We start from the raw sequence: 17,707 nt of genomic DNA, 5'->3' as shown, positions 1-17,707 counted from the left end.
AACCGCACCTCCTGTATTTGCGATATTTCAAAATAAAATCCTTTCGGACGTAAATATCGAGAAAAATACGCGTGCAACCGTAAAGTATTATCATGCTGCGTATTACACAGACTTACACTGAAGTGTGCAATAATGAATGATCTCCGAAATGAGAAAGTTGCCTGATTTCGGGTGGAAATCAGGCAACTTTCTATTACAAAGTAAGGCATTTTCGTGTGCAATATGCCTTGTTTTGGAGTGTAAAATGCCTTGTTTCGCATCGTAAAATGCGGCATCTTTTATATTTTTTGCATGTCTGTCAGGCAATCCGGAGCATCCGCATGCTATCGTAAAACGTAGTTTGAAAAAAATCTCTGCACTTTTTTGAAATCACAATGATACACGAACGGCAATATATGTTTCATTATGTCAGATGTCAACAGACGGTTTAATACAAGTATTTTTAAGCAAACACTATATCTTATTAGTATATTTGACTTCGTATTTTACTTCGTCTTATATACTCACGCTCGGCAAAAAACAAATAAATTTGTTGTTTTGCTCTCGACTTATTCGTATATTTGTTACTTTTGCAAAGACATATACAATATTTCATGAAAGCCTGTCTGCTTTTGTTTTTCATCTGTAACACGGACGGGAAATATCATTACACGGACTATATATAATAAGGTATGGCAAACAAACTGTGGGAAAAGAATTTTGAGGTAAACAAGGAAATAGAACGTTTCACGGTGGGACGCGACCGCGAAATGGACATGTATCTGGCAAAGTATGACGTGCTGGGATCGATGGCACACATAACCATGCTCGAGTCGATAGGTCTGCTCGGCAAGGACGAACTGGGGCAGTTGCTGGCTGAACTGAAGAATATCTACAAGACATGCGAGCGCGGCGAGTTTGTCATAGAAGACGATGTGGAAGACGTGCACTCGCAGGTGGAGATGCTCCTGACACGCAAATTGGGCGACATGGGCAAAAAAATACACAGCGGGCGCTCACGTAACGACCAGGTTCTGGTAGACCTGAAACTGTTTACAAGACATGAGTTGAAAGACATTGTGGAGAATGTCAAGGTGCTCTTCGACGAACTTATAGACAAGAGCAACAAATACAGGAACGTGCTGATGCCGGGATATACGCACCTGCAAGTGGCAATGCCGAGTTCTTTCGGACTATGGTTCGGAGCATACGCCGAGAGCCTTGCGGACGACATGCAGTTCCTGTTGGCTGCCTACAGAATTACAAACCGCAATCCGCTCGGCAGCGCGGCGGGATACGGATCGTCATTCCCGCTGAACCGAACTATGACAACTGAACTCCTCGGGTTCGACACGATGAACTATAATGTGGTATATGCACAGATGGGACGGGGCAAGATGGAACGCAACGTTGCATTCGCTTTGGCAACAGTGGCGGGAACAGTGGCAAAGCTGGCTTTCGATGCCTGCATGTTCAACAGTCAGAATTTCTCGTTCGTCAAGTTGCCAAAAGAATGTACGACCGGCAGCAGCATAATGCCTCACAAGAAAAATCCGGATGTATTCGAGCTTATCAGGGCTAAGAGCAACAAGCTGCAGGGACTGCCGCAACAGATAATGCTGATGATGAACAACCTGCCGTCAGGATATTTCCGCGACCTGCAAATGATAAAGGAAGTATTTCTGCCGGCATTCGAGGAACTGAAAGACTGTCTGCAAATGGCCGCCTACATCATCAACAGAATGGAAGTGAACGAACGGATATTGGAAAACAGCATGTACGACGCAATGTTCTCCGTAGAGGAAGTGAACCGTCTGGCTGCAAACGGTATGCCGTTCCGCGATGCATACAAGAAAGTGGGGTTGGATATCGAAGAGGGGAATTTCGTTCCCGACAAGAACATTCATCACACACATGAGGGAAGCATCGGAAATCTGTGCAACGACAGGATACAGGCACTTATGGAACATACCATAAGCGAATTTGATTTTGAAAAAATAACAAACGCAGAAAAAACACTTATAGAATGAGACATATTGCAATCATACTGTTGTGCCTCACGGCATTTCTCACATCGTGCGGCGATACGGAAAACGAGTTCAGCAGCTACCGCTGTTATCTGGTATTTCAGAACGACAGGCACCAGGATATGACACTGGCAAGCTCGCTCAATCCCAATGCACCGGGCATATTCTGCCGCGTATCATTCGGGGCGAAGAACGGGGCACAGTGTTATTTCTTCGAAAGCAACCAAGGATTGTCATCTTATAAGACAGCAATGGCGACAGATCTGCAACGCTCGAACATCGTAGGGGTGTACAACGAAAGCGGCGTGATAGTGGGATATGGCAACATCAATTTCCCTGCAACGCTGTACGCATACGACAGCCAGTGTCCCAACTGTTACAAGGACACGGGAAAACCGGCTTACCGGCTGGCAATGAACAGTGCCGGAACGGCATCGTGCAAAAGGTGCAAAAGGGAGTATGACATGAATAACGGGGGTATAATATCGTCGGGTGACAAGGGCGACAAGATGATAAGATACCGCGCCGCTGCCGCCGGTCCGCTCGGGACACTGACCGTGACAAACTGAGCACGACGGCAGACAAAAAGCAATTATACCGAAACAGGCGGACAGAAAGCCTGTATATACCGTAACCGCAGGCGTTGAAGGGTCTAACAAAAAATGCGGAAATATTTTGCGGGTTAGAATAAATAATCTTATCTTTGCACAACGAAAAACGCGGTAAACTCCACAATTTATTGTGCAGGGCTTTTCCTGAAAGGAGTTTCTACGTTACATTTTACGTTGCAACGCGGAAATAGCTCAGTTGGTAGAGCACAACCTTGCCAAGGTTGGGGTCGCGGGTTCGAGTCCCGTTTTCCGCTCTTCGGCAGCCGCAATGGTGGAATTGGTAGACACGAGGGACTTAAAATCCCTTGGCCAGTAATGGCTGTGCGGGTTCGAGTCCCGCTCGCGGCACCTTTTTTAAATAAACCTACTAACATGCGTAAAAATCTGATTTTATCGTTATCAGCAGTTTCTTTACTAACTCTTACATCATGCTCTTCAAAATTAGGAGCATTGTCTGCTGACAATTTCAATGTTGTTCCAAACCCGTTAGAAACACGTGGAGGAGAGGTTACATTCACCGTTAACGGCAACTTCCCCGAAAAATATATGAAGAAGAAAGCCGTGGTGACGGTTACACCACAACTTCGTTACAACGGAGAGACATTGAACCTGACAAGTGAGACATTCCAAGGAGAGAAAGTAAAGGACAACAATCCTACCATATATTATAAGGTGGGCGGCAACTATTCGATGAAATCTACAACGGCATACAAGCCGGATATGCAGAAAAGCGAACTCTATCTGACATTCGATGCACAGGTAGGCAAAAAGAAAGTGGAAGTTCCTGCCGTTAAAGTTGCAGACGGAATAATTGCCACATCCGAGCTTTATAAATACACACTGGCAGGAAGCGGTGCGTGCATCGCACCCGATACATTCCAGCGTGTGAGGGCACAGAAACAGGAAGCACAGATAAAGTTCCTCATAAATCAGGCAAATCTGCGCAAGAGCGAGTTGAAGAACAACTCGGTAAAAGAGTTCATTGAAATGTTGAAACAAATCAACCGCGAGCAGGAAAGCCTCAAGATAAAGGATGTAGAGGTTCTGGCTTACGCATCACCCGACGGCGGAGTGTCTTTCAATGACAGGTTGGCGACAAAACGTCGTAATACATCCGAGGATTACGTAAAGAAGCAACTGAAAGCCACAAATGTAGATACCGACATCAACGCAGGCTACACTGCACAGGACTGGGACGGTTTCCAGCGTCTTGTACAGGCATCGAACATACAGGACAAGAACGTAATACTGCGCGTATTGTCAATGTATCAGGATCCGCAGGAGCGCGAACAGCAGATCCGTAACATGTCTGCCGGATTCCAGGAACTGGCAAACGGCATTCTTCCCGAACTCCGCCGCTCACGCCTCATCATCAATTATGAGACAATAGGACGCAGCGACGAGCAGATAAAAGAGCAGTACAAAAATGATGCGACAAAACTAAGCGTAGACGAACTGCTGTATGCCGCAACGTTAGAGAACAGCCTCGAAACAAAGGAAAGCATCTACAAGAAAACCACAGAGGTATATCCTAATGACTATCGCGCCTTTAACAATGTTGCAGCAATAGAATTTGAAAAAGGCAACAACGCTGAAGCCATGAACTATCTGAACAGGGCTTTGAGCATAAACAACAACGCGGCAGAAGCAAACGCAAACGCAGGTTTGGTGGCTTTGCTTGCAGACAAGCACGACGAGGCACAGAACTACATTGCAAAGGCTACGGGTGCCAACGACCTGAGCAAGGCTCTCGGCGCACTGCAACTTGCCAAAGGAAACTACGCACAGGCTGAAGCGGATTTCAAAGGAGTGAACAGCAATACGGCTGCACTTGCACAGATAATGAACAAGAACTATGCAGGGGCAACGGCAACACTTAACGACATTAAGAACAAAGACGGCATGACAGACTATCTCATGGCAATTGTCAATGCACGTCAGGGCAACAACAATGCTGCCGCTTCTTATCTTAAGAGCGCCATACAGAAAGATCCGAAACTTGCAAAATATGCAGCTAACGACCTTGAACTTACGAACATAGCAAAATAAACATCGCTGAACATGAAGCGATTTGCATTCTTCATAACGCTCACCTTGGTTTTGGTTTCATGCGAAACGAAATCCGGATATTTCAAGATAGACGGACGGTTCCTCAACCTTAACCAAGGTGAGTTTTACGTTTACAGTCCCGACGGAATCATAAGCGGCATAGACACCATAAAGGTAGACGGCGGACGGTTCACTTACGAGATACCATGCGGAAACAAAGGAACGCTGATGCTGATTTTCCCAAACTACTCGGAACAGCCCGTTTTTGCAGAACCCGGGAAAACAGCAGACGTAAAAGCCGATGCCTCTCACCTGAAGGAAATGGAAGTGAAAGGAACAAAGGCTAACGAACTGATGACAGATTTTCGTAAACAAACAGCCAACGCGTCGCCGCCGGAGGCTGTGAAATATGCGGAACAGTTTATAAAGGACAACCCGAAATCGCTCGTTTCAATATATATTCTACGACGTTACTTCGTGCAGGGGAGCAACTTTAATCCGACAGAAGCATCTGCCTTGGCAGACATTTTGGTCAAAGCACAACCCGACAACATACGTCTGACAAAATTGAGAAGCGACATAAACAGACTGAAAGTCAGTACTAAAGGTAACAATCTCCCGTTTTTTGCAGGAACTGACCTCAACGGCAAGCTTGTAAGAAACAAGGATTTGCATGGCAAAGTGGCTGTAATATACACATGGGCTACATGGAACTATGACAGCCAGAACATGATGCGACAACTGAAAAGCATAAAAAAAGAAGCAGGAGATAGACTTGCCTTAATAGGAATAAGCATCGATGCAAATGCGGAAGAATGCAAACGGTTCATCCAACGCGACTCGCTTACATGGTCTAATATATGCGAAGAACAACTGTTTGAAAGTCCGATAATAAGGAAACTCGGCATGCAGACCGTACCGGACAATATCGTTATAGACATGCAGGGCAGGATTGTGGCACACGGACTGTCTACGGAAGACCTTAAAAAACAAATCAAAGACCTACTTAAATAACACACCGGATGCTGGTAAAAACATTTTGTGCAGCAGTCAACGGACTTGAAGTTACAACCGTGACGATTGAAGTAAGCATGTCAAGAGGTGTGCTTTATCATCTCACCGGACTCGCCGACACAGCCGTAAGGGAAAGTCACGACCGCATTGTTGCGGCTCTGCAGAATGTAGGATACAGGTTTCCGGTGGCAGACATCACAATAAACATGGCTCCGGCTGACTTGCGCAAAGAGGGCAGCGGATACGACCTGCCCCTTGCAATAGGCATCCTCGCCGCAAACGGAAAAATCGAAAGCGAGAGTCTTGATCAATACATGATAATGGGAGAACTGGGACTTGACGGACGCTTGCAGCCCATACGCGGCGCTCTGCCCATAGCTATAAGGGCGAGAAAAGAGAAGTTCAAGGGTCTTATCGTTCCAAAACAGAATATCCGCGAAGCCGCAGTTGTAAACAATCTCGATGTCTACGGCATGGAAAACATCACCGACGTAATAAGGTTCTTTAACGGTGTTGAAACGTTTCAGCCCACAATAATCAACACAAGACAAGAGTTTTACGAACAACAAAGCAAATTTGAACTTGACTTTGCCGATGTCCGCGGACAGGAAAACGTCAAACGGGCAATGGAAGTGGCAGCAGCCGGCGGACACAATCTGATAATGATAGGTCCTCCGGGAAGCGGCAAGTCGATGATGGCAAAACGACTCCCCTCCATCCTTCCTCCACTGTCATTAGCCGAAAGTCTCGAGACAACACAGATACATTCCGTGGCAGGCAAGCTCGGCAAAGAAATGTCACTGATATCCCAACGACCGTTCCGCGCACCTCATCACACAATCTCCCAGGTAGGACTATGCGGCGGTTCGTTGAACGCCCAGCCCGGCGAAATATCCCTTGCACACAACGGCGTACTCTTCCTTGACGAGCTTACAGAGTTCAACAAGTCGACCTTAGAAGTGTTAAGACAACCCTTGGAAGACCGCAAGATAACCATAGCAAGGGCAAAATATACCGTAGAATTCCCAAGCTCTTTCATGTTTGTCGCCTCGATGAACCCATGTCCATGCGGTTATTACGGTGACCCAACGCACCACTGCGTGTGCACTCCGGGACAGATACATCGTTACATGAGCAAGATAAGCGGTCCGCTGCTTGACCGCATCGACATACAGATAGAGATAACCCCGGTACCTTTCAAAGACATATCAAAGACGAAAGAAGGCGAAAGCAGTGCATCTATCCGCGAGCGTGTGATAAAGGCAAGGCACATACAGGAAGAACGGTTCAAGGACTTCAAGGAAATTCACTGCAACGCACAGATGACCGAGAGGATGATACACCAATATGCCGAACCCGATGGCAAAAGCGTCGAACTTCTCCGTACCGCCATGGAACGTCTCTCATTATCTGCCCGTGCATACAACCGCATACTAAAGGTGGCACGCACCATTGCCGACCTTGACAACTCCGAAAACGTTCTCTCACGCCATATCGCAGAAGCAATAGGATATCGGAATCTCGACCGCGGCGACTGGGCGGAGAGGGGATTATAAGTCACCACCAACTCACACCGTGAGTGTTACAAGATAATAATTTAACGTAAGTCCGACGAATTATACAAACCACCTTTGAGGGTATTAGAAGTGTGTACCCTTATTCAAAGTATGTATCCTTGTTTTTCAACCCTACACACATGCAATGTACATACAGTCAAAGAGTTACACTCCTAAAGGACAAATCGGTGTAGGGTGTAACCTTTTTTCTAAACTTTTTTATATATAAATGCAAAAAAAACGCTCTCTCCTTCCCCCACACCATAAATATACAGATTTTCTCGCGTAAGTTTATAAAGAAAAAGGGTTCACACCCTTCACACATACTGTTTTGACACATACATGCACTTCGTAAACCTTTGTAACACAACGTATTGCAATGTCCATCCTCTTGAGTGTACCCTTAGTGTACCCTTGGTGTACCCTTTATAAAACGTTGCAACCCTACACACCCCGTGCAATATGTCAAAATGCACGTCATTACGACTTAAATTATTGGCTTGCAAGTCGTTAATTGTCATAACCCATAGCTTTATGATACGTAACCCATAGCTTTATGATACGTAACCCATAGCTTTATGATACGTAAAACAGTGGGATCCACACACTAACAATCAGTATGACTATTTCAAAAAAACAACGACACTTTCTTGTCACGATAAAGGCAATGTGCAGAAACGCCCTTTTTATTGTTAAACGATGTTTATTCAACAAAGGCATAAATTTAAATATTCTTAAATTACCTTCTTGAATTACAAAATAGGCATCAATCGTTTTACTTTTGCAAAAAGTCATTAAATCCTCACAAAAAGTGACATAAGACTGAAATAAAACTATATTCATACACACTTTGAAATCATAAGACAACAATCACAAAACAAATAATTATGAGAAAATCATTACTTACATTGATGGCATTCGTAATAATGGCGAGCACGGCGAATGCCCAGAAAACATTCATGGCGGATGTTCTGAAAACAGAAAAGGTCATGGTGCAAAATCACCAAGATTTAAAGACGGGTGAAATAAAGAAACCAATGAAAGCCCGCAAGAAGATACAGCTGGCAGACAACGAGAAGATAATGGGAATGTACGACACAGACGAAGTTGCTACGGCATCCATGGGTATCGGACTTCCAAGCTACCCCGGCAATCTGAAAATAGCAACACTCATCCCCGTATCGGCAGGCAGTAAGTTCGACGGCGGCAAAATCAAGTCAATACGTTTCGGTCTCTGTCAGCCTGTGGGAGCATCCAGGGTGTTCGTCATAACATTGACGGCAAGTGGGAACATCGGCAACGAAGTGATATCACAGGATGTGGAAACCACCACAGCAGGCTGGAACACGGTAGAATTGACGACACCATATACTATAGACGCAAGCAACATCAGCGGCTATCTTATAGGTTTTGACTATACACAGACAAATACCGCAAATGCTTATCCCCTTTCGTTTGTCAATGCAGGTATGAGCGTATCACCGACTTATGTATACGGCAATCTTGGACAGGGTTTGGGATGGTATAACATCAATGCAGAAAGCCTTGGAAACCTCAGCGTACAGTGTATCGTGGAAAAAGAAGGCGGCTATCCGCAGTACGACCTGATAATTGGTAACACCATAACGGTGCCCTTTGTAAAAGGCGGAAGCAAACTTCAGTACGGCAATGCCGTATGGAACGACGGCAAGGCGATTCCTACAAGCTTTACCGTCGGTATCGGAATAGACGGCAAAGAAGTGGATGTCATAACCAAAGATGCACCTGAATTCACGGACGAAGGTGTGGAGATAAGCGGTCTTTTGGATATTCATACCGACATGGAAGTGGGAGAACACACTCTGTCAATGTATATAAAGACAATCAACGGAACCGTTCCGACAGAGGCAACCGACAATGACATGTCTTCAGCAACTTTCAACGTATACAAAGAAAGCATGCCGCGCCAGAAACAACTCGTAGAACATTTTACATCACAATATTGCACCTACTGTCCTATCGGTATAAGCGTGCTTGAAGGTTTGATAAAGAAACGCAATGACATAGCATGGGTGTCGATACACGGAGACATGCAGAGCGGAACCGATCAGTATACAATCGACGCGGGAAGATACATCACAGAATTCCAGACAACAGGATTTCCAAGTGCCTCATTCAACCGCACTTTCTTCCCAAATCAGGAAAACGTAGCAATAGGTCTTGGTTTCAATGAAAGTATGATAGACATGGCGGTGGCATATATAGGCAACCTTATAGACTACAGTAATGAAATTCCGGCTCTGGCATCTGTCGCAATCAATACAACATACGATGACGCGACAAAAAAACTTGACATAACAGTATCGGGACAAACATTGGACGATTTCACAAAATTTGTCGGCTCCGATGCAGCCCTGACTGTATACCTCACCGAGGATGGACTGGTGTCAAAGCAGCTCAACCAAGGCAAATGGATAACTTCGTTCACACATGACAACGTGCTGCGTAAGGTTGTTACACACCCCTACGGCGATGCAATGAAGATGAGCGGCAACACTTACGAAAACTCATACAGCGTTACTCTCGACGAGACTTGGAACAAGGATAACATGCACATTGTGGCATTTGTAAGCCGCAAACCGTCGAGCGCAAACCGTTACGACAAGCTGTGGGTGACCAACGCAGAAACAGTTGCAGTGAAAGATGCCGCCACCGGCATAGACACCGCTATCAGCAATGGCGCAGACATTAAGGAAGTGGCACGCTACAATGCCAACGGCGTACGCCTGTCGGCACCGCAAAAAGGCATCAATATCGTGAAACTATCAGACGGAAGCATAAAGAAAACGATTGTAGAATAACAAACGGCAGCAAGACAATAAACAAGGCGCCCGGCAGCAACACGTTGCCGGGCGCTTTTTGCATAGTGCCATGCCGTATTGGAGCATACAAGCCAATTAAGCACCGTATACAATATCTAATATCAATAATATTTATTAATTTTGCACCGAATATATTATCAATCACAAGATTATGGAACAGAAGAACTATAAGCGCACAACCGTTACGGCAGCCCTGCCGTATGCCAACGGAGGTGTACACATCGGTCATCTCGCCGGTGTCTATGTACCCGCCGACATCTATGTACGCTATCTCCGACTCAAAGGACAGGACGTGAAGTTTATCTGCGGAAGCGACGAGCACGGCGTGCCGATAACTATCCGCGCCAAGAAAGAGGGCATAACGCCGCAGGACGTTGTGGACCGGTATCACAAGATGATAAAGGACAGCTTCGCAGAGTTCGGCATATCGTTCGACATCTACAGCCGCACGACATCCGACATGCACACCCGCACGGCGTCGGACTTTTTCAAGAAACTGTACGAAGACGGCAAGCTGATTGAAAAGACAAGCAAGCAATATTACGACGAGGAGGCACACCAGTTCCTCGCCGACAGGTATATAACAGGCGAATGCCCCCATTGCCACAACCCGAAAGCTTACGGCGATCAGTGCGAGAAGTGCGGAAGCGACCTCGATCCTACAGAACTTATCAACCCTAAAAGCGCCATAAGCGGCTCGCAGCCTGTGCTGAAAGACACCAAGAACTGGTATCTGCCGCTCAACGAATATCAGGAGTGGCTCAAGGAATGGATACTCGAAGGGCACAAGGAGTGGCGTCCCAATGTGTACGGACAGTGCAAGAGCTGGCTCGACCTCGACCTTCAGCCGCGCGCAATGACACGCGACCTCGACTGGGGTATCCCCGTTCCGGTGGACGGAGCCGACGGCAAGGTGCTCTATGTATGGTTCGACGCACCTATAGGATACATCTCAAACACCAAGGAACTGCTTCCCGATGACTGGGAAAAATGGTGGAAAGGCCCCGAGACAAAACTCGTCCACTTCATTGGAAAGGACAATATCGTGTTCCACTGCATCGTGTTCCCCGCCATGCTTAAAGCCCACGGAGGATACATACTGCCCGAGAATGTGCCGGCAAACGAATTCCTCAATCTCGAGAACGACAAGATTTCCACATCGCGCAACTGGGCGGTATGGCTGCACGAATACCTCACAGACATGCCCGGCAAGCAGGATGTGCTGCGCTATGTGCTCACTGCCAACGCTCCGGAGACCAAGGACAACAACTTCACGTGGAAAGATTTTCAGGAACGCAACAACAACGAGCTGGTTGCCGTCTATGGCAACTTCGTAAACCGTGCGCTGCAACTGACAAAGAAATACTTCGACGGCGTGGTGCCCGAATGCGGAACGCTGACCGACACCGAACGTCAGGCGTTGGACGAGTTCAAGGGAGTAAAAGACAAGGTTGAAAGCCTGTTGAACATATACAAGTTCCGCGATGCACAGAAAGAAGTTATGAACCTCGCCCGCATAGGCAACAAATACATCACCGACTGCGAACCGTGGAAGGTGGCAAAAGGCTTCAAAAGCGACGACGAATCCGTGCGCAAGGAGGCAGAGGAGCGCGTTGCGACGATACTGTACGTATCGCTGCAACTTGTGGCAAACCTCGCCATAGCTTTCGAACCGTTCCTGCCTTTCAGCAGCAAGCGTCTGAGAGACATGCTCAACATTAGCGACTGCAAGTGGGACAGCATTGGTTCTACCGACATCCTGGCGTCCGGACATCAGCTGGCAGAGCCAGAGTTGCTGTTCGAAAAGATTGAAGACGAGACCATAAACCTGCAGCTCAACAAACTTGAAGAGACAAAAAAAGCCAACGAAGCGGCTAACTATAAGGCAGCACCGATAAAAGAAACAATCGCATTTGAAGACTTCGAGAAACTCGACATACGTGTGGGACACGTCAAGAACTGCGAAAAGGTGAAGAAGGCAAACAAGCTGTTGAAATTCACCATAGACGACGGCAGCGGCACAGACCGTACCATCGTCTCCGGAATAGCAAAGTTCTACGCTCCCGAAGAACTTATCGGCAAAGACGTTCTCTTCATCGCCAATCTCGCACCACGCAAACTCATGGGCATAGAAAGCTGCGGAATGATACTCTCGGCAGAAAACTTCGACGGTTCGCTGAGCGTCACATCACTGCTGCGCGAGGTAAAACCGGGAAGCTGCGTGGGGTAATCTTATTTAATTAAGAATTAAGAGCTGGGAAATTAAGAATTAAGAGTTAAGAATTAAGAAAATATGTCTTGGGCGGGCAGCCATAGGACCTATAGGACTTATAAGACCTATAAAGCTTATACAACCACCAAAGCATATTTTCTTAATTCTTAACTCTTAATTCTTAATTTCCCAGCTCTTAATTCTTAATTCTTACTTCTTAACTCTTAATTAGCTTGCCTTTTTTATGCAAAAATCCGTATTTTTGCATTATGATTAGTATACGTATCACTATTATATTAATATTATGTCTTAAGGCATGCGTTGCCCTGCATGCACAAGAAGACAAGAAACATGTCAATCCGGAAGATACAAAGGTCGACATGAACAACCCCACATTCGCTCCTATGGTGAAAGTGGGCAAGGTTCTTGTAGACGGAGACAGCATACAATATGTGGAGCTGAACAACGTATATGTGTATCCTCCGGCAGTATTCAAAAGTGCAAAGAAAAGGAAAGCATATAACCGCATGGTATACAATGTGAAGAAAGTGCTGCCCATCGCAAAGGAAGTAAACCATATAATAATAGAGACATACGAGTATCTGCAGACACTTCCCAACAAGCGGGCAAAGGACAAACACATGAAACTGGTTGAGGAAAGCATCAAGAAGGAATATACTCCGCGAATGAAGAAGCTCACCTTCACACAAGGAAAACTGCTTATAAAACTTGTCTATCGCGAATGCAACTCTTCTTCATACGAACTTATAAGGGCGTTCCTCGGTCCTATACGTGCCGGTTTCTATCAGGCCTTTGCATGGGCGTTCGGCGCAAGTCTTACGAAAAAATACGACCCGGAAGGAGACGATAAACAACTGGAACAGATTGTCCGGCAGGTTGAATCGGGACAACTTTGATTTAAATGAAGAATGATGAATGAAGAATGAAAAATTAAAGTTTCCGATATTGTATTCACACGGGTGAATGACAACCCTGTGAAGAAAGGTAATTGAAGAATTAAAGTTACAGATATTTACCGCATCATTTTTTCTTGTTCAACTTACCTATCATCTTCACCGGATACCACACGGATATCCAACCAACAGCTATCACCGTTACAAATATTATGGCAATGTCCTCGGGGTGAACACTGACAGGGTAAGCCTCGACTATAAACGAGCCGCTGCTCTGCCCAAGCGCCACAAGCCCGTAAGTCTGTTGCAGCCAGCACAACAGCAGTCCGACGGCAATGCCTGCCACTGCCCCGACAAGCGAAATCAGACGCCCTTCCATCAGGAATATGCGCGAAATGGTTCTGTCGTCGGCTCCCAGATTGCGCAGTGTATTCACATCGTCCTTCTTGTCTATGATAAGCATCGACAGCGAACCGATGATGTTGAAACACGCCACCACGAGGATAAAAGTAAGGAATATATAGGCTATAAGCTTCTCGATCTTCATTATCTTGAACGTATCCTCCTGCTGTTCAAAGCGGTCGAGCACTATGTATTTCCCGCCTGCCACCTTCTTCATCTCTGCCTTCACGGCATCAAGGTCACTACCCGCCTTAAGCCTGATTTCAAGCGACGACAGCATGCCCTGCTGACCGAATAGGTTACGGGCAAAGGCGATAGGAGCTATTACATGCCCCTTGTCATATTTCGCCTGCTTGACCATGAACACCACACCGGGCGAGATCAGCGAGTCTTCGACAAAGCCGTCCATAGGGTTTCCCATATCCAACTGCCCCTCGCGCTTGGGCGCATATATCTTCAGAAACCCGTCCCAGTCGGCACTCATACCCAGAGTCTCGGCAAGACGTATGCCCACCGTGCCGTACTGAAGATTTGCGGCATGCAGCGAGAAGTCACCGTTGCCATACAGGATATCCGTTATATTAGTCAGTTCCCTGAAGTTATCATCAACGCCTTTCAGCGTTATCATCGCCTGCCTTCCGTTGTACATGGCAAGCGCCCTGTCCTCCACACACTCCGTTGCCACGTCCACCTGCGGCATACGGCGTATGCTGTCCAGCACCGGGTCGTCGGCAGGCGCCGTCTTTCCCTTTGCCGGTACAATCTGTATCTGCGGGTCGAACCTCGTAAAGAGATTTGCCACAAGGTCGTGAAAGCCGTTGAATACGCTGAGCGTCACCACAAGAGCCATGGTCGCCACCGCCACTCCTACAACGCTTATCCCGCTGATTATGTTTATGACATTGGTGCTCTTTTTCGAGAAAAGATAACGCCGTGCTATGTAAAAGGCAAACCGCATTCTACCCTACCCTTTTTTCAGAAGTTCGTCTATGCGGTCGATATAGTCTAAAGAGTCGTCCACGAAGAAGCGCAACTCCGGTATTATCCGCAACTGATGGCGCACTCTCGTGCCCAACTCGTAGCGCACGGTCTTTTCGTTTGCCGTGATATTATTCAAAATTTCCTCTGCCCTTTCCGACGGGAACACGCTGAGATATGCCGTACAGATGCTCAAGTCAGGACTTACGCGACAACGTGTCACGCTTATCATTACGCCGTGCATCATGCGTGTCTGCGACTGGAATATGATGCTCAACTCCTTTTGCAGAAGCCGTGCTATTTTGTTTTGTCTTGTTTCCTGCATAATTCTTGTTTCCTTTTTTCAACTGCAAATATACGCAGAATATTCGATAAAACAAAATAGCGAAAGTCGGGCTTTAGCCCGGTTCGCGGTGGCGAAGCCAATTTTGTGAGTCAAATATACGCATAAGTCGAGAGCAAAACAACAAATTCATTTGTTTTTTGCCGAGCAGGAGGGGGTTAAGGAGGAGATAAGAGGAGATATGGGGAAGATAAAGGGGAGATAAAGGACGTATGCTTTGTTGTGGGTAAAGAGGAGATAGTGCCTACTCGGTGGAGAAACGTTTAATGTAAAAAGGAGATAAAAAAGATATAAGAAGATAAAGGGAGATAAAAGACAATAGCCTTGTTGCTTTTTACAAGACTATTGTCCCCTATCTCCTGTGGCGCAAGCCACATATCTCCTTTTATCTTCCCTTATCTCCTTATCAATATTCCCCTATCTTCTCTTCAAAAATCTCAAGTATAATCCGTACCTTTGCCTGCATGAAAACATTCAGCGACATACTCACTACGGCAGACGAGGTGGCAGCCACAATGGAAGCACTCGGCGACGAAAGCCAAAGAAACATACTGAAACGCTTTTTCAAGACAGGCAAAGGCGAATATGGAGAAGGCGACGATTTTCTCGGAATAAAGGTTCCGGTGACACGAAGCGTGGCTCTTGCCGCGGCAGGACTGCCGCACGGCGAGACAGCAAAGCTGCTGGCATCGCCAAAACACGAGATAAGACTGTGCGGATTTCTCATCCTCGTGGAACAGTTCCGCAAGATTTCGGGCAAAAAAGCGGCTTCCGACCCGGATTGCATGAAGGCAAGAGAGGAAGCCGTAAACTTTTATCTTCAACATGCCCGATGCGCAAACAACTGGGACCTTGTAGACCTCAGTGCACCAAAGATTATCGGGCAATGGCTCGTGATGCCCTCCACGAGCAGCGAGGATCACAAACGTGAGACTCTCGACCGTCTTGCCGCAAGCAGCAATCTGTGGGAACAGCGCATAGCCATAGTATCCACGCTGACACCCATACGCAACGGCGACTTTTGCCATGTGCTGCGTTATGCCGAACGGCTGCTCACACACAGACACGACCTGATACACAAGGCGGTGGGCTGGATGCTGCGTGAAGCTGGAAAGAAAGACATCGGCATGCTGCGCGCCTTCCTCAAACAGCACCACAAATACATGCCGCGCACCACCCTGCGCTACGCCATCGAGCGCATGGACGATGGGGAGCGAAAACACTGGATGAAACCCACTGATAATCAGAACGATACCTTTTAGGTTCCAAGAGGTGCCCTTTCAGACTCTAAAAGGTGGCATATTGGAACGCAAAAGGGCATCTCTTGCAAGCCGGAAGGTCGTCACCCACACACCGACAGCACCATACACACTCTGTGCACGATGTCACTCACCGGTGAAGTTTAAGTTAAAAAGCCCGCTTTTATTTTGCAGTTAGAGCTATTTGACTTAACTTTGCAACCTTGATTTATTTATAAGGTATAAAGACATGGCATATCTATTTTCATCAGAATCGGTATCGGAAGGACACCCCGACAAGGTTGCCGACCAGATATCAGACTCGATACTCGACCAGTTTCTTGCATACGACGACAAGGCACGCGTGGCGGTAGAGACACTCGTAACAACCGGACAGGTGGTAATAGCCGGAGAGGTGCACAGCGATGTGTACATCGACCTGCAGACGATAGCACGCAACGCGATAAAGCGCATAGGATATACGAAATCCGAATATCAGTTCGACGGCGACTCGTGCGGCATTCTGAATGCCATACACGAGCAGAGCGACGACATAAACAGAGGCGTGGACAACGGCACCGAGACCGAACAGGGCGCCGGAGACCAAGGCATGATGTTCGGATATGCGACAAACGAGACGGAAAGCTATATGCCCGTGTCGCTCGACCTTGCACACCTTATAATGAGAACGCTCGCCGACATAAGGAAAGAAGGAAAGACGATGACATATCTCCGTCCCGACTCCAAAAGCCAGGTGACCGTTGAATACGACGACAATGGCACGCCGCAACGTATAGATACGATTGTGGTGTCTACGCAGCACGACGAGTTTGACACCGACGACGAGAGAATGCTCGCGAAAATCAAGGACGACGTGACAAACATCCTCATACCCCGCGTAAAAGCGCAGATAAACAGCAGCAAGGTGCTCGCACTGTTCAACGACGACATCAAATATTTCGTCAACCCCACGGGCAAGTTCGTAATCGGAGGTCCGCACGGAGACACCGGACTTACGGGCAGAAAGATAATCGTGGACACCTACGGCGGCAAAGGCGCACACGGCGGAGGCGCCTTCAGCGGCAAAGACTCGAGCAAGGTAGACCGCTCGGCTGCATACGCAGCCCGCCACATAGCCAAGAACATGGTGGCGGCAGGAGTGGCAGACGAGATGCTCGTACAGATAAGCTATGCCATAGGCGTGGCACGCCCGGTAAGCATCTGTGTAGACACATACGGCAAGAGCCATGTGGACATGACCGACGGCGAGATAGCCAAGAAAATAGCAGACATGTTCGATCTGCGCCCCAAAGCTATAGAGAAAAATCTGAAATTGCGCCAGCCAATATTCACCGAAACGGCAGCCTACGGGCACATGGGACGGAAACCGGAAGTGAAGACAAAAACGTTCACAAGCCGGTATCACGAAACAAAGGTTGTGGAAGTGGAACTGTTCACATGGGAAAAGCTTGACAGGGTGGACGAGATAAAGGAGAAATTCGGACTGAAATAAGCAATTCTGA

General features: G+C 47.1%; 12 protein-coding genes and 2 tRNA genes. 12 read left to right on the top strand and 2 right to left on the bottom strand.

The annotated features are described in order from the left end of the window. Positions 1 to 671: 671 nt before the first annotated feature. From argH to HPS54_RS03220, 10 genes are all read left to right on the top strand, one after another. Entirely contained in the window at positions 672 to 2,009 is a 1,338-nt protein-coding gene (gene argH, locus HPS54_RS03265) for an argininosuccinate lyase (RefSeq protein ID WP_172344044.1), read from the top strand. Beyond that, positions 2,006 to 2,575, top strand: a complete 570-nt coding sequence (locus HPS54_RS03260) for a hypothetical protein (protein WP_172344043.1) — start codon at positions 2,006 to 2,008, stop codon at positions 2,573 to 2,575. The genes argH and HPS54_RS03260 overlap by 4 nt, the downstream gene beginning before the upstream one ends. A gap of 223 nt (positions 2,576 to 2,798) precedes the next feature. Beyond that, positions 2,799 to 2,871 (top strand) — tRNA-Gly (locus HPS54_RS03255). Between the two features lie 8 nt (positions 2,872 to 2,879). Further along, positions 2,880 to 2,965: transfer RNA gene (locus tag HPS54_RS03250), tRNA-Leu, on the top strand. A gap of 102 nt (positions 2,966 to 3,067) precedes the next feature. Continuing rightward, positions 3,068 to 4,666 carry a tetratricopeptide repeat protein gene (locus HPS54_RS03245; RefSeq protein WP_172344042.1) on the top strand — a complete coding sequence of 533 codons (1,599 nt, stop codon included), beginning with the start codon at positions 3,068 to 3,070 and terminating at the stop codon, positions 4,664 to 4,666. Between the two features lie 12 nt (positions 4,667 to 4,678). Beyond that, the gene (locus HPS54_RS03240) at positions 4,679 to 5,680 is read left to right on the top strand and encodes a TlpA disulfide reductase family protein (protein ID WP_172344041.1); all 1,002 of its coding nucleotides are present in this window, start codon (positions 4,679 to 4,681) and stop codon (positions 5,678 to 5,680) included. A gap of 8 nt (positions 5,681 to 5,688) precedes the next feature. Beyond that, positions 5,689 to 7,236: a YifB family Mg chelatase-like AAA ATPase gene (locus HPS54_RS03235; protein WP_172344040.1), complete on the top strand. Its 1,548-nt coding sequence runs from the start codon at positions 5,689 to 5,691 to the stop codon at positions 7,234 to 7,236. Positions 7,237 to 8,123: 887 nt separating this feature from the next. Then, positions 8,124 to 10,076: an Omp28-related outer membrane protein gene (locus HPS54_RS03230; RefSeq protein ID WP_172344039.1), complete on the top strand. Its 1,953-nt coding sequence runs from the start codon at positions 8,124 to 8,126 to the stop codon at positions 10,074 to 10,076. Positions 10,077 to 10,248: 172 nt separating this feature from the next. Continuing rightward, positions 10,249 to 12,327 carry a methionine--tRNA ligase gene (gene metG / locus HPS54_RS03225; protein ID WP_172344038.1) on the top strand — a complete coding sequence of 693 codons (2,079 nt, stop codon included), beginning with the start codon at positions 10,249 to 10,251 and terminating at the stop codon, positions 12,325 to 12,327. A gap of 251 nt (positions 12,328 to 12,578) precedes the next feature. Continuing rightward, entirely contained in the window at positions 12,579 to 13,226 is a 648-nt protein-coding gene (locus tag HPS54_RS03220) for a DUF4294 domain-containing protein (RefSeq protein ID WP_172344037.1), read from the top strand. Between the two features lie 124 nt (positions 13,227 to 13,350). On the opposite strand, the gene HPS54_RS03215 is transcribed toward HPS54_RS03220, so the two are convergent. Both HPS54_RS03215 and rbfA read right to left on the bottom strand, forming a co-directional pair. Then, positions 13,351 to 14,583: an FtsX-like permease family protein gene (locus HPS54_RS03215; protein ID WP_172344036.1), complete on the bottom strand. Its 1,233-nt coding sequence runs from the start codon at positions 14,581 to 14,583 to the stop codon at positions 13,351 to 13,353. 6 nt (positions 14,584 to 14,589) lie between these two features. Next, positions 14,590 to 14,928 carry a 30S ribosome-binding factor RbfA gene (gene rbfA / locus HPS54_RS03210; RefSeq protein WP_172344035.1) on the bottom strand — a complete coding sequence of 113 codons (339 nt, stop codon included), beginning with the start codon at positions 14,926 to 14,928 and terminating at the stop codon, positions 14,590 to 14,592. A 482-nt stretch (positions 14,929 to 15,410) separates the two neighbouring features. Between rbfA and HPS54_RS03205 the strand changes: the two genes are divergently transcribed. Then, positions 15,411 to 16,208, top strand: coding sequence for a DNA alkylation repair protein (locus tag HPS54_RS03205; protein WP_172344034.1), 798 nt, complete (start codon positions 15,411 to 15,413; stop codon positions 16,206 to 16,208). Between the two features lie 226 nt (positions 16,209 to 16,434). Beyond that, a complete protein-coding gene (metK, locus tag HPS54_RS03200) occupies positions 16,435 to 17,697 on the top strand; it encodes a methionine adenosyltransferase (RefSeq protein WP_172344033.1) in 1,263 nt (420 codons plus the stop codon). The last annotated feature ends 10 nt before the right edge of the window (positions 17,698 to 17,707 follow it).

It is taken from the genome of Xylanibacter caecicola (assembly GCF_013166515.1).
Taxonomy (GTDB): domain Bacteria; phylum Bacteroidota; class Bacteroidia; order Bacteroidales; family Bacteroidaceae; genus Prevotella; species Prevotella caecicola.
The sequence above is the reverse complement of the archived record's forward strand: the minus strand, read 5'-3'. Positions and strand labels throughout refer to the sequence as shown.